Here is a 13,290-nt window from a genome sequence, read left to right as displayed (position 1 = left end):
CACCGGAGTGGAAGTGCCGAAGCCCTTCACCCACCTGCACGTCCACACGCAGTACTCGCTCCTCGACGGCGCCGCGCGGCTCAAGGACATGTTCGACGCCTGCAACGAGATGGGCATGACGCACGTCGCCATGTCCGACCACGGCAATCTGCACGGGGCGTACGACTTCTTCCACCAGGCCCAGGACGCGGGCGTGACGCCCGTCATCGGCATCGAGGCGTACGTCGCCCCCGGGTCCCGCCGCGACAAGCGGAAGGTCAAGTGGGGTCAGCCGCACCAGAAGCGCGACGACGTGTCGGGTTCGGGTGGTTACACGCACAAGACGATCTGGGCGGCGAACAGCACCGGTCTGCACAACCTCTTCCGGCTGTCATCGGACGCGTATGCCGAGGGCTGGCTGCAGAAGTGGCCGCGTATGGACAAGGAGACGATCTCCCGGTGGTCGGAGGGTCTCATCGCCTCCACCGGTTGCCCCTCCGGGGAACTCCAGACCCGCCTGCGCCTCGGCCAGTACGAGGAGGCCCGCAAGGCAGCGGGTGAGTACCAGGACATCTTCGGCAAGGACCGCTATTTCCTGGAACTGATGGACCACGGCATCGAGATCGAACGCCGGGTCCGCGACGGCCTTTTGGAGATCGGCAAGGAGCTGGGAATCCCGCCCCTGGTGACTAACGACTCGCACTACACGTACGCCCATGAGTCCGTCGCCCATGACGCCCTGCTCTGCATTCAGACGGGCAAGAATCTGTCGGACCCGGACCGTTTCCGCTTCGACGGGACCGGCTATTACCTGAAGTCGGCGGACGAGATGTACGCCATCGACTCCTCGGACGCCTGGCAGGAGGGCTGTCGGAATACGCTCCTGGTGGCCGAGCAGATCGAAACCACCGGGATGTTCGAGAAGCGCGACCTGATGCCGAGGTTCGCCGTTCCGGACGGCTATACGGAGATCAGCTGGTTCCGGGAGGAAGTCGCCGCGGGAATGCGGCGGCGATTCCCCGCGGGAGTGGGCGAGGATTACGCGCGGCAGGCCGAGTACGAGATGGACATCATCATCCAGATGGGCTTCCCGGGGTACTTCCTCGTGGTCGCCGACTTCATCATGTGGGCCAAGAACAACGGCATCGCGGTCGGCCCGGGGCGCGGTTCGGCGGCCGGTTCTCTCGTCTCGTACGCGATGGGCATCACCGACCTGGACCCCATCACGCACGGCCTGATCTTCGAGCGTTTCCTCAACCCCGAGCGGGTTTCGATGCCGGACGTCGACATCGACTTCGACGAGCGCAGGCGCGTCGAGGTGATCCGGTACGTGACCGAGAAGTACGGCGCCGACAAGGTCGCCATGATCGGTACGTACGGAAAGATCAAGGCGAAGAACGCCATCAAGGACTCCGCGCGCGTGCTCGGATATCCGTACGCGATGGGCGACCGTCTGACGAAGGCGATGCCACCGGACGCGGGTGGAAAGGGAATTGAGCTCGCGGGCATCACGGATCCCGCGCACCCGCGCTACGGCGAGGCGGGCGAGATCCGGGGGATGTACGAGAACGAGCCCGACGTGAAGAAGGTCATCGACACCGCGAAGGGTGTGGAGGGCCTGGTCCGGCAGATGGGAGTGCACGCCGCCGGCGTCATCATGTCCAGCGAGACGATCACCGATCATGTGCCGGTGTGGGTGCGGCACACGGACGGCGTGACGATCACGCAGTGGGACTACCCCCAGTGCGAGTCGCTCGGCCTGCTCAAAATGGACTTCCTGGGCCTGCGAAACCTCACCATCATGGACGACGCCGTCAAGATGGTAGCGGCGAACAAGGGCATCGACCTCGACCTGCTCTCCATTCCGCTCGCGGATCGCCGCACCTTCGAACTCTTCGGGTGCGGCGACACCTTGGGCGTTTTCCAGTTCGACGGTGGCCCGATGCGTTCGCTGATGCGGCTGATGAAACCGGACGAGTTCGAGGACATCACGGCCGTCACCGCGCTCTATCGCCCCGGCCCGATGGGCATGAATACGCACACGAATTACGCGCTGCGGAAGAACGCCCAGCAGGAGATCACCCCCATTCACCCGGAGGTGGAGGAGCCGCTGCGTGACGTGCTCGGCCTCACGTACGGGTTGGTCGTCTACCAGGAGCAGGTACAGAAGGCGGCCCAGGTACTCGCGGGCTACACGCTGGGACAGGCTGATCTACTGCGCCGCGCGATGGGGAAGAAGAAAAAGGAGGTCCTGGACAAGGAGTTCGTGCCGTTCCGGGACGGATGCAGGGAGCGCGGATACAGCGACGAAGCCGTGCAGGCGGTCTGGGACGTCCTGGTCCCCTTCGCGGGTTACGCGTTCAACAAGGCGCACGCCGCGGCGTACGCGCTGGTCTCGTACTGGACGGCGTACCTGAAGGCGAACCATCCGGCGGAGTACATGGCCGCGGTGCTGACCTCCGTCCGTGACGACAAGGACAAGTCGGCGGTCTATCTGAACGAGTGCCGCCGCATGGGGATCAGGGTCCTGCCGCCGAATGTCAACGCGTCGGTGGCGAACTTCGCGGCGCGCGGCGACGACGTCATTCTCTTCGGGCTCACGGCGGTGCGGAACGTCGGAACGAATGTGGTCGAAGCGATCGTCAAATGCCGTGATGCGAAGGGTAAGTACGAGTCCTTCCCCGACTACCTGAAGAAGGTGGACGCGCCCGCGTGCAACAAGCGGACCACCGAGTCCCTCATCAAGGCGGGCGCCTTTGACGAGATGGGGCACACGCGCAAGGGCCTGGCAGCGTGCTACGAGCCGTTGATCGACAACGCCGTGCAGGTGAAGAGGAGGGAGGCGGAGGGCCAGTTCGACCTCTTCGGGGGTGAGGTCGGGGGTGAGAGTGAGGGTGAGGGGGCCGTGCTGGGCGTCGGGGCTGACGTGGAGTTCGCGTCCGACGAGTGGGAGAAGACGTATCTCCTCGCCCAGGAACGGGAGATGCTCGGCCTTTACGTCTCCGATCATCCCCTGTTCGGCATCGAGCACGTCCTGTCCGCCAGGGCCGACGCGGCGATCGCGAGCCTGACCGGCGGCGAGCACGCGGACGGCGCGGTGGTGACCATCGGGGGCATCATCTCGGGGCTGCAGCGCAAGGTGACCAAGCAGGGCAACGCGTGGGCGGTCGCCACGGTGGAGGATCTGGCGGGCTCGCTGGAGTGCATGTTCTTCCCGGCGACGTATCAGCTGCTGTCCGCCCAACTGGTGGAGGACACCGTGGTGTTCGTGAAGGGTCGACTCGACAAACGGGAAGACGTCCCGCGTCTGGTGGGGATGGAGCTCTCGGTACCGGACCTCTCGCAGGCGGCCGTGGACGCGCCGGTCGTCCTCGACATGCACGAGCCGCAGGTGACCCCACGGACGATCGGCCGGCTGAAGGAGATCCTCCGCTCGCACCCGGGCCCCACGGAGGTCCGGCTGAGGGTGCGGGGGAGGGAGAGGACGAGGGTGTACCGCCTCGGGTTCCGGGTCGCGGTCAGCCCGGAGTTCTGGGCGGACCTCAAGGCGGCGGTGGCGGTCGTGGTGGCGCGCGGCTGAGCCATTTGCCGACCCGGCAAAGTTTCTCGCGGGCGGGGGAGGGGTGGGCCCAGGATCATGACGTCAAAGGTCCGAACGTCGTGCGTCCTCCGACGTACGTATTGATCTGATCCGGGAGGATCCATGCCGCACCCCGCGCAGCACCACCGACTCGTGGACGTCCCCGGCGGCCGGATCCACCTGGTGGAGCAGGGAACCGGCCCGCTCGTCCTTCTCGTGCACGGCTTCCCCGAGTCCTGGTACTCCTGGCGCCACCAGCTCCCGGTGCTCGCCGAGGCGGGCTTCCGGGCGGTGGCGATCGACGTGCGCGGCTACGGGCGCTCGTCGAAGCCGTGGGAGGTGGACGCGTACGGGATGCTGGCGCATGTCGCCGACAACGTCGGAGTGGTACGTGCGCTGGGGGCTGGCGCGGGCGCGGGTGCGGGGACGGCGACGATCGTGGGGCACGACTGGGGTTCGACGATCGCGGCGAACTCGGCGCTGCTCAGGCCGGACGTGTTCACGGCGGTGGGTCTGCTGAGCGTCCCGTACGCGCCGAGGAACGGGTTCCGGCCGACGGACGCCTTCGCTCGGATCGGTAGTCGGATCGGCGGTGAGGACGAGGAGTTCTACGTCAGCTACTTCCAGGAGCGGGGGCGGGCGGAGGCGGAGATCGAGCCGGATGTGCGGGGCTGGCTCGCGGGGTTCTACGCGGGCCTTTCGGCCGACACGATGCCGTCACCCGATGCCGGGAGCCTGCACTTCGTACGCCGGGGCGGAAAGATGTCCGACCGCTTCGTGACGGGAGAGGCAGGGCGGCTCCCCTCGTGGCTGACGGAGGACGACCTGGACGTCTACGCGGCCGAGTTCGAGCGCACGGGCCTGACGGGCGCGCTGAACCGCTACCGCAACGTCGACCGCGACTGGGAGGACCTGGCCGCGTGGGACGGAGCCCCCATCGTCCAGCCCTCGCTCTTCATCGGCGGCGACCAGGACGCGTCGACGACCTGGATGGCCGACGCGATCAAGGCGTACCCGAAGACCCTGCCCGGCCTGGTCTCCTCGCACATCCTGGAGGGCTGCGGGCACTGGGTGCAGCAGGAACGGGCGTACGAGGTGAACCGCATCCTGGTGGACTGGCTGAGGTCGGTCCATGACGACGACGGGGCATGAGCGGCCTGACTTGGCCGTGCCATGACTGACGTCAGTGGCCGGTGGGCGGCTCCATGCAGCCGGTCTCCGGGAAGGGGCCGTTGGTCTGCACGCCGTAGTTGGTCGGTTGCACGAAGGCGGTGACGCAGGCGTGGTCGCCCACGTAGAGGCCGATCGACGCGCCTTCGGGCGTGACGTACTCGTCGTTCTCGTAACGCGAGCGCATCTCCTGCACGTCGAGCTCACCGCCGAGCAGCTTGCCTCCGGACGTGGTCCGGCGGATCTCGTACCCGAGCTTGCCGGTGAGCGCGGCCTTCACACTTTCCGGGTCCCACTTCTTGTCCTCGTGGAGCCGCTTGAGGACGGGCTCCATACGGGCGGCCTCGGCCTGGGCCGCCTCCTCGTCCGCCGGGGACATGTCGCGGGGGCGCCGGTAGGCGTTGTTGTCACCGTTGTGGGGCGCGCCGTCGACGACGCCGGGTTCGACGTACGGGGAGGGGGCGGGGGAGGAGGGACTCGGGGAGGTGGCGGGGGTGCTCCGAGTGCCTCCGCTGCTGTGGTGCTGCTCGCCGCAGCCGGATACGAGAGCGGCGCCTGCGAGGAGTGCGGAGGCGGCGACACCGAGGCGTCGCCGCCGAGTTGAGGTGACCGTGAAGACCATGCGGACCATGTGGGTGACTCTGCCACGGAGGCGTGACGGACGCGGCCCGGCAGGGACACGGCTAGGACACGGTCCTACCGGACCCGATCCGCTACGACACGGGCTGCGATCGGAACTTCTCCACCAGGGCGGCGGGCGCCTTCTCCGGGGAGCCGGCGTCGTACGGCGGCTGGGGGTCGTACTCGATGAGGAGCTGCACGGTCTGCGCGTGCTCGTCGCCCGCGATCTTCCCGGCGAGCGTGAGGCCCATGTCGATCCCGGCGGAGACGCCCGCGCCGGTGACGTACTTCCCGTCGAAGACGACGCGCTGCCCGGTCGACTCGACCCCGAATTGCTTGATCTGCTCGAGCGCGAGCCAATGCGACGTCGCCCGGCGGCCCTTGAGGAGACCGGCGGCGGCGAGGATGAGCGACCCGGTGCAGACGGAGGTGGTCCAGGTGGTGGCGGCGTCGACGGCGCGGAGCCAGCCGAGGATGGCCTCGTTATCGAGTGCGGGCTCCGGACTTCCCGGTACGACGACGATGTCCGGGCTGCTCACCTCGGCGAGGGACTTGGTGGCGACGAGGGAGAGCGCGCGGGTGTCATCGAGCACGGGCCCGGCCTCTTCGGCGACGAGGACGACTTCGGCGCCGGGCAGCCCGGCGAGGGTCTGGAAGGGGCCTATCGCGTCGAGGACGGTGAACTTGTCGTAGAGGAGGATCGCGATCTGCATGGGGTCGGGGTCCCTTCCCGGAGGCGACATCGGAGACGACATCAGAGGCGGTAGGTGCGGGAGGGCGTGCGGCCCGCGGGTTCGAGTCTTGTGTCGCGCTCCGATGTCCGCAATGTGTCCGCCCTGACGATCAGCCCACCTTTCCTGCCACCGGGTTGTCCCCAGAGAGGGGGCGGGCCCGGCAGACCCGGCGGACCGGAGGCCACGCCCGGCGACCCCGGACATGCGTCGACCGCGGTGGCTCCCCCTCCGCGCCACCGCGGTCGACCCCCCGTCAGGATGTAAGTCTTAGTCCTTCGCCGGCGGGGCCGGGATGTGTCCGTCGCCCTGCGTCGTGGCTGTGCCGTCCTTCGCCGGCGGGGCGGGTATGTGCCCGTCGCCCTGCGTGGTGGCTGTGCCGTCCTTCGGCGGCGCGGGGATGTGCCCGTCGCCCATCGTGATGATGTCTTCGTTCCTGATGACGTCGCTCATAGTCGAGAACTCCTATGGGATTGACGGTGTGCTGAGTCGAAGCGCCCGCTCGGCAACTCCCCCGAGGGTCGCCGAACGGGCGCTTCAGGGCCGATCACTTTACGGTGGGGCCCATTCCGATCCGCCTGCCCCCCGACGCGACGGGTCGATGCCTAGAGAGTGGCAGCAGCCCATAAACGTTCGATGAACGCCTCGGTCGCCGCGTCAGGCTGCTGCGACCGGGGCCAGCAGCCTCCGCACCTCGTCGGCCTCCGGCGCTCCTGAGTCTTCGTGGATCGCCAGGGCCTCCCGCCAGCAGGCGCGTGCACGGTCGAGTTGGCCGAGGTTGTCGAGCGACCTTCCGAGGAGAGTCAGAACATTGGCACGCATCCATTCGCCGCCGACGCAGCCGATGCTGAGTGCCTGCTCCGCGTGCTGCGCGGCCTGCGCCGACTGGGCGGCCGCGAGGTGGACCTGGGCTATGCGGAAATGCGTCGTCCCTTCCCACAGGCGCTGGCGGTTCTCCACGAACATCTGCAGTGCGTCGGTCAGCTGGTCCAGAGCCTCCGAGTGACGGCCCACGTGGTTCAGAGCGATCGCGAGGGCGCACTTGGCGTTGGCGAGACGGAAGGTGAGGCCCAGATCGTCGTAGATCGCCATCCCTTGCCGAGCGAGGTCGATCGCCTTGGACGTGCGATTCATCGAGACCAGTACGCGGGACAGGTTGCACAGGGCGCTCGCCTCACCGGCGCGGTTGGCGTCGGACCGGAACTCGTCGATCGCCTTGAGCAAGTAGGTCTCGCTGGCGGCGTGGTGGTTCACGCAGTACGCCGTGATGCCCTGCTCATTCGGTGCGTTCCCGCACGTCCACGGATCCTTGGAGAGTTCGCCGAGGCGCGCGGCCCGCTCCAGCTCCGCCGACGCCTTGTCGAAGTGCCCCACCTTGCTCAGCACCTGCGCGAGCGTGACCCGAGCCCGCCCCTCCGCATGAGCGTCCCCCACCGCCGCCGCGGCATCGCGCGCAGCCGATGTGGCCAGCTCGTAGCGGAGGGCGCTCGCACCCGACTCCGCCAAGTCCTTGGAGGCCAGCAGCAGGTCGACCGCCCGGCGCAGCGTTCTCGGCTCCAGTGACTGCTGGACGCAGGCCAGAATGCAGGCCGCCTCCGAGTGCAGCCAGTCCAGGGCCTTCGCGTCGTCGCTGAAGTCCTGGCCCAGGTGGTCGGTCACTTCGAGGTGGTCCACCGTCCGGTCGCCGGGCCGCTCTATCGCGTACACCCGAGCCGCCGTCGCCAAGTAGAAGTCCAGCAACCGCGAAGTAGCGGATTCCCGCTCGCCCGGCGGTAGTTCCCGTTCCGCGCACGCACGCGCGTAGAGGCGGACCAGGTCGTGGTAGCGGTAGCGGCCCGGCGCTGCTGATTCCACCAGGGACGTGTCGACCAGGGACTCCAGCAAGTCCTCCGTCTCCTCCACCGGCAGGTCCAGGACCGCGGCCGCCGCTGCGAGGGAGAGGTCCGGGCCGTCCGCAAGGCCCAGGAGGCGGAACGCCCTTGCCTGCGCCGGCTCCAGTTGGCCGTAGCCCAGTTCGAAGGTGGCCTTCACGGCAAGGTCGCCCGCCTGGAGCTCGTCCAGTCGGCGTCGCTCGTCCGCGAGCTTCGCGGCCAGCGTCGAGACCGTCCACGTGCGGCGGGCCGCGAGGCGCGACGCCGCGATGCGGATCGCCAGCGGCAGGAAACCGCACGCCGCCACCACGTCCAGCGCCGCCTTCCGCTCGGACTGGACTCGTTCCTCGCCCACGATCCGTGTGAAGAGGAGTAGTGCCTCCTCCGGACTCATCACGTCCAGGTCCACCAAGTGCGCGCCCGCCAGGTCCACCATCCGGATCCGGCTCGTCACCAGGGCCGCGCAGCCCTCCATGCCGGGCAGCAGGGGGCGTACCTGCGCCGCGTCCCGCGCGTTGTCCAGGACCACGAGCACTCTGCGGCCGTCGAGCACCGACCTGTAGAGCGCCGCCCGCTCCTCCAGGGAGTCCGGGATGGCGGAGTCCGCTGTTCCCAGGGCCCGCAGGAATGCGCCGAGGACCGTCTCCGGCTCGGCCGCCCTCGCGCCCGCTCCCTGAAGGTCCACGTACAGCTGCCCGTCGGGGAAGTACGTCCGCGCCACGTGGGCCACGTGGACCGCGAGGGTCGTCTTGCCCACGCCGCCGATGCCCGCGAGCGCCGAGACGGCCATCACCCGGCCCTCCGCCGCCGAGAGGATGTCGCTCAGTTCGGACACGAAGGATGCGCGGCCGGTGAAGTCGGGGACTGTGGCGGGGAGTTGAGCCGGGCGCACCGCCGCCGCAGCCGGTTCCGGAGCCGCCGCCGAGGGTTCCGCGAGGGCCGGGTCCGCCTGGAGTATGCGCTGCTGGAGTTCCTTCAGACCCGGGCGCGGGTCCACGCCCAGTTCGTCGTCGAGGAGGCGGCGCGTGTCCGCGTACACCGCGAGGGCCTCGGCCTGGCGCCCGCTGCGGTACAGCGCCAGCATCAGGAGCTCGCGCAGGCGTTCACGCAACGGGTGCGCCGCGGTCAGTGCCGTCAGTTCCGAGACCGCCTCCGCGTGGCAGCCGACCTCCAGGTCCATGTCCAGGCGGGATTCCAGGAGTTGCAGGCGCCACTCCTCCAGGCGGGTGCGTTCCGTTTCCGCGTACGGGCCCGGGACGTTGGCCAGGGGCTCGCCGTCCCAGAGGCTCAGCGCCTTGTTCAGCAGGGAGCGGGCCTGGCAGAGGTCGCCCACGGAGCGTGCCTTCTCGGCCTCCGTCGACAGGTCTTCCGCGAGCGCCAGGTCGAGCGAGCCGTCGGCCACCACGACCGCGTACCCACCCGACTCGCTGACCAGGACCCCGGCGGGGAGCACCTTGCGCAGCCGTGACGCGTACGTACGGACGGCGGCCAGCGCCTGTGAGGGCGGTTCCTCACCCCAGAGCGCGTCGATCAGTTCGTGTGACGTGGCCGTGCGGCCGTCCCGCAGCAGGAGTGCCGCGAGCAGGGCGCGCTGTTGCGGAGAGCCCATGGACAGCTGCTCGGCGCCGTGCCATGCGCGTACGGGACCGAGCACGCTGAAGTGCGGTCTCAGTCCCTCGGGGGCGTTCCCCGGGGCCGGACGCCGTTGGTCCGGTACTCGCGGTACACCGTCCATCGCTCCCCCTGCTGCCCTTCCGTGCCCGGCCGTCACCGTGCCTGGTCGTGCGCGCGGGTCTGCCCTGCCCGCGATTGTCACCCTTTGCCTGGTTCCGTTCTCCACTCGGCTCTTGCTCCCCGCCAGTTTGCCTTGTTGACGCCGGATGCGTCAGCTGTGCGAGACGGCTCTCACAGGGTCCACGCACTCGGGGCCGGTAATGATCGGCGCGCCAACGGCCGGTGCGTGCCGGACGGATGGCCGACAAGTAGCGGACAGGGAGCTGACGGGTCGTCAGATCGACGCTACCGTGGAGCGCATGGAGACCACTGAGACCCCGCCGACGTTCCCGAGGATCATCTCGGTGGACGACCACACCGTTGAGCCCGCCCACGTCTGGCGCGACCGGCTCCCGTCGAAGTACCAGGACCGCGGGCCGCGCATCGTCCGGGCCCCCTTGAAGTCAATGAGCTTCCTGGGCGGGAAGTTCGCCCCGGTGATGGGGGCCCAGGGGGACGACGGGCCCATCGGTGACTGGTGGATCTACGAGGACCTGCACCGGCCCCTGACCCGCCTCGACACCTCCGTCGGATACGACAGGGACGAGATCAAGCTCGAAGTCATCACCTACGAGCAGATGCGGCCGGGGTCCTTCAGCGTGCCGGACCGGCTGGCCGACATGGACGTCAACCACGTCCAGTCCGCCCTCTGCTTCCCGACCTTCCCCCGCTTCTGCGGGCAGACGTTCACCGAGGCCAAGGACCGCGAACTCGGCCTGCTCGGCGTGCGCGCGTACAACGACTGGATGGTGGACGAGTGGTGCGGGCCCGAAGCGCAGGGCCGCCTCATACCGCTCACCCTCATCCCGCTCTGGGACGCCGAGCTGGCCGCCGCCGAGGTCCGCCGCAACGCCGCCCGCGGCGTGCGCGCCGTCGCCTTCTCCGAGATCCCGCCCCACCTGGGCCTGCCCTCCATCCACACGGACGAGTGGGACCCCTTCCTGCGGGCCTGCGACGAGACCGGCACCGTCATCGCCATGCACATCGGGTCGAGCAGCAAGATGCCGAGCACGTCCGCGGACGCGCCGCCCGCCGTGGGCTCCACGATCACCTTCGCCAACTGCTGCTTCTCGATGGTCGACTGGCTGATGAGCGGCAAGTTCGAGCGCTTCCCGAACCTCAGGATCATGTACGCGGAGGGGCAGATCGGGTGGATCCCGTACATCCTGGAGCGCGCGGACGTGGTGTGGGAGGAGAACCGCGGCTGGGGCGGGGTCGCCGACAAGGTGCACCGGCCGCCGTCCGAGCTCTTCACCGAGCATGTCTACGGGTGCTTCTTCGATGACGCCTTCGGGCTGAAGAACCTCGACGCGATCGGGGTGGGGAACGTGCTGTACGAGACGGACTATCCGCACTCCGACTCGACCTGGCCCAAGTCCCGTGAGGTGGGGGAGTCGCAGATGGGCCACCTCGCGCCGGACGTGGTCGACCGGATCGTGCGCGGCAACGCGATCGATCTGCTCGGGCTCACGAGCGACGGGCTGTGGGCGGGGCCCGGGGCGTAGCGGAGAGCGGGGGCGGGGGCGAGGTCGGGAACGGGGAGTCCGTGAGGCGGTGGGCTTCCCGTGCCGGCCTGCCCGGCTTGCCCGGCCGTCCCGGCTTGCCCGGCCGGGCGGTCGCCCGCCCTCCTTCGGAGGAGTGAGTCGTCTCGTACCCCTTGCCTGACGATGCGTCAGCTACGACGATGAGTGCCGTCGCCGTATATGACGTACCGTCAGATCAAGGTGAGGGGCTGGATTCCCATGGCTGCCAACGCGCCGGCGCACATCTTCCCGCAAGGGCGACTGGTCTACGGGATGCAGCTCCCGATCCAGTCCCAGAGCGTCATCTACGCCGAGGCGTGGGAGGCGGAGGCCACCGCCGACGACCTCGCCGAGATCGCCCGTACCGCCGACCGGAGCGGCTTCGCGTACCTCGCGGGCTGCGACCACGTGGCCATACCCCGGCGGCTCGCCGACACCATGAGCACCGTCTGGTACGACCCGGTGGCCACCCTCTCCTTCCTCGCCGGGATCACCGAGAACGTACGGCTGATGAGCCACGTCGCCGTCGTCGGGCTCCGGCATCCACTCGTCACCGCCAAGCAGTACGCCACCCTCGACCGGCTCAGCGGCGGGCGGCTGATCCTGGGGGTCGGAGCAGGTCATGTGCAGGAGGAGTTCGACGCGGTGGGCGCCGACTTCGAGCGGCGCGGGCCCGTGCTCGACGAGACCATCGACGCGCTGAAGGCCTCGCTCGGCCCCGAGGAGTACCCCGAACACCACGGTGAGACCTACGACTTCAGCGGGCTCGGCCAGCAGCCGCGGCCCGTGCAGCCCCGCGTGCCCATCTGGGTCGGCGGCTCGTCGCCCGCCGCCGTCCGCAGGGCCGCCGTACGCGGTGACGGGTGGCTGCCGCAGGGCGACCCGCGCGACAAACTGCCCGCGCAGATCGCCCGGCTCAAGCGGCTGAGGGAGGAGGCGGGGATCGCGGAGCCGGTCGTCGTGGGCGCCATCGCCGAGCCGCTGTACGTGGGGGAGCCCTCCTGGTCCGTCGGGCGGCGCACGCTCAGCGGGAAGCCGGACGCTCTCGCCGAGTCGCTGCGGGCGTACGGCGCGATGGGCGTCCAGCAGATCCAGGTGCGGTTCCGCTCGCGCGGGCGCACCGAACTCACCGACCAGATGGCGGCGTTCGCCGCCGAAGTCGCTCCGCACCTCAACTGACAGCTCCACCGGGCTCATTCAAGGAGACAGGCATGGGCAAGCTGGACGGACGCGTCGTCATCGTCACCGGTGCGGCGCGCGGGCAGGGCGAGCAGGAGGCGCGGCTCTTCGCCGCCGAGGGTGCCAAGGTCGTCATCGGCGACGTCCTCGACGACCAGGGCGAGGCCCTCGCCAAGGAACTCGGCGGCGACGTGGCCAAGTACGTGCACCTCGACGTCGGTCAGGAGGCCGACTGGGCCACGGCGGTCGGTGCCGCCAAGGACGCCTTCGGGAAGATCGACGGGCTCGTCAACAACGCCGGGATCCTGCGCTTCAACGAGCTCGTCAGCACCCCGCTCGAAGAGTTCGAGCAGATCATCCGGGTCAACCAGATCGGCTGCTTCCTCGGCATCCGCAACGTCGCGCCCGAGATCGGGGCGGCCGGCGGCGGGACCATCGTGAACACCGCCTCGTACACGGCGATGACGGGCATGGCGTACGTCGGCGCGTACGCCGCGACCAAGCACGCCATCCTCGGGCTCACCCGTGTCGCCGCGCTGGAGCTCGCCGCGCAGAACATCCGCGTCAACGCCGTCTGTCCCGGAGCCGTCGACACCCCGATGACCAACCCGGCGCAGCTCGACCCGACCGCCGACCCCACCGAGGCGCGCGAAGCCGTCGCCGAGCTCTACAAGAAGCTCGTGCCGCTCGGGCGGATCGGCAGGCCCGACGAGGTGGCCGCGCTGGCGCTCTTCCTGACCGGGGGCGACTCGGCGTACATCACCGGGCAGCCGTTCGTCATCGACGGCGGGTGGCTCGCGGGGGTCAGCATCGTCTGAACGCAGGCCATGTCTGACGCCACGTCAGTCAGGCCGCCCGCGGGT

9 protein-coding genes are annotated in these 13,290 nt (G+C 69.2%); 5 read left to right on the top strand and 4 right to left on the bottom strand.

Annotation, left to right across the window (positions count from 1 at the left end; genetic code table 11):
* The first annotated feature begins 13 nt into the window (after positions 1 to 13).
* A complete protein-coding gene (gene dnaE, locus ACIBCK_RS14890; RefSeq protein WP_399390198.1) occupies positions 14 to 3,559 on the top strand; it encodes a DNA polymerase III subunit alpha in 3,546 nt (1,181 codons plus the stop codon).
* A 123-nt stretch (positions 3,560 to 3,682) separates the two neighbouring features.
* Positions 3,683 to 4,711: an alpha/beta fold hydrolase gene (locus ACIBCK_RS14885; protein WP_399390196.1), complete on the top strand. Its 1,029-nt coding sequence runs from the start codon at positions 3,683 to 3,685 to the stop codon at positions 4,709 to 4,711.
* Between the two features lie 31 nt (positions 4,712 to 4,742).
* Here the strand turns inward: ACIBCK_RS14885 and ACIBCK_RS14880 are convergent, their stop codons facing one another.
* The 4 genes from ACIBCK_RS14880 to ACIBCK_RS14865 form a co-directional block, all read right to left on the bottom strand.
* Complete coding sequence (locus tag ACIBCK_RS14880; protein ID WP_399390194.1) at positions 4,743 to 5,360, bottom strand: hypothetical protein; 618 nt, start codon at positions 5,358 to 5,360, stop codon at positions 4,743 to 4,745.
* A gap of 82 nt (positions 5,361 to 5,442) precedes the next feature.
* Entirely contained in the window at positions 5,443 to 6,063 is a 621-nt protein-coding gene (locus tag ACIBCK_RS14875) for a DJ-1/PfpI family protein (RefSeq protein WP_399390192.1), read from the bottom strand.
* Between the two features lie 288 nt (positions 6,064 to 6,351).
* Positions 6,352 to 6,534, bottom strand: a complete 183-nt coding sequence (locus ACIBCK_RS14870) for a sigma-like protein (protein WP_399390190.1) — start codon at positions 6,532 to 6,534, stop codon at positions 6,352 to 6,354.
* 204 nt (positions 6,535 to 6,738) lie between these two features.
* Positions 6,739 to 9,687 carry an AfsR/SARP family transcriptional regulator gene (locus tag ACIBCK_RS14865; protein ID WP_399390188.1) on the bottom strand — a complete coding sequence of 983 codons (2,949 nt, stop codon included), beginning with the start codon at positions 9,685 to 9,687 and terminating at the stop codon, positions 6,739 to 6,741.
* 298 nt (positions 9,688 to 9,985) lie between these two features.
* Between ACIBCK_RS14865 and ACIBCK_RS14860 the strand changes: the two genes are divergently transcribed.
* The 3 genes from ACIBCK_RS14860 to ACIBCK_RS14850 all read left to right on the top strand — a co-directional run bounded on the left by ACIBCK_RS14860 (position 9,986) and on the right by ACIBCK_RS14850 (position 13,245).
* Positions 9,986 to 11,230, top strand: coding sequence for an amidohydrolase family protein (locus ACIBCK_RS14860; protein ID WP_399390186.1), 1,245 nt, complete (start codon positions 9,986 to 9,988; stop codon positions 11,228 to 11,230).
* Positions 11,231 to 11,467: 237 nt separating this feature from the next.
* Positions 11,468 to 12,427 (top strand): LLM class F420-dependent oxidoreductase, encoded by a 960-nt coding sequence (locus tag ACIBCK_RS14855; RefSeq protein WP_399390184.1) that lies wholly within the window; start codon positions 11,468 to 11,470, stop codon positions 12,425 to 12,427.
* 32 nt (positions 12,428 to 12,459) lie between these two features.
* Positions 12,460 to 13,245, top strand: coding sequence for a glucose 1-dehydrogenase (locus ACIBCK_RS14850; RefSeq protein WP_367042961.1), 786 nt, complete (start codon positions 12,460 to 12,462; stop codon positions 13,243 to 13,245).
* Positions 13,246 to 13,290 lie beyond the last annotated feature (45 nt).

This window comes from Streptomyces sp. NPDC051218, from assembly GCF_044455475.1.
GTDB lineage: Bacteria > Actinomycetota > Actinomycetes > Streptomycetales > Streptomycetaceae > Streptomyces.
This window is presented reverse-complemented; position numbering and strand designations above follow the sequence as displayed.

Excerpts from the sequence above, each read along its gene's own strand:
- ACIBCK_RS14885 (WP_399390196.1), top strand. The coding sequence starts at position 3,683 with ATGCCGCACCCCGCGCAGCACCACCGACTCGTGGACGTCCCCGGCGGC.
- ACIBCK_RS14880 (WP_399390194.1), bottom strand. The coding sequence starts at position 5,360 with ATGGTCCGCATGGTCTTCACGGTCACCTCAACTCGGCGGCGACGCCTC.
- ACIBCK_RS14875 (WP_399390192.1), bottom strand. The coding sequence starts at position 6,063 with ATGCAGATCGCGATCCTCCTCTACGACAAGTTCACCGTCCTCGACGCG.
- ACIBCK_RS14870 (WP_399390190.1), bottom strand. The coding sequence starts at position 6,534 with ATGAGCGACGTCATCAGGAACGAAGACATCATCACGATGGGCGACGGG.
- ACIBCK_RS14865 (WP_399390188.1), bottom strand. The coding sequence starts at position 9,687 with ATGGACGGTGTACCGCGAGTACCGGACCAACGGCGTCCGGCCCCGGGG.
- ACIBCK_RS14860 (WP_399390186.1), top strand. The coding sequence starts at position 9,986 with ATGGAGACCACTGAGACCCCGCCGACGTTCCCGAGGATCATCTCGGTG.
- ACIBCK_RS14855 (WP_399390184.1), top strand. The coding sequence starts at position 11,468 with ATGGCTGCCAACGCGCCGGCGCACATCTTCCCGCAAGGGCGACTGGTC.
- ACIBCK_RS14850 (WP_367042961.1), top strand. The coding sequence starts at position 12,460 with ATGGGCAAGCTGGACGGACGCGTCGTCATCGTCACCGGTGCGGCGCGC.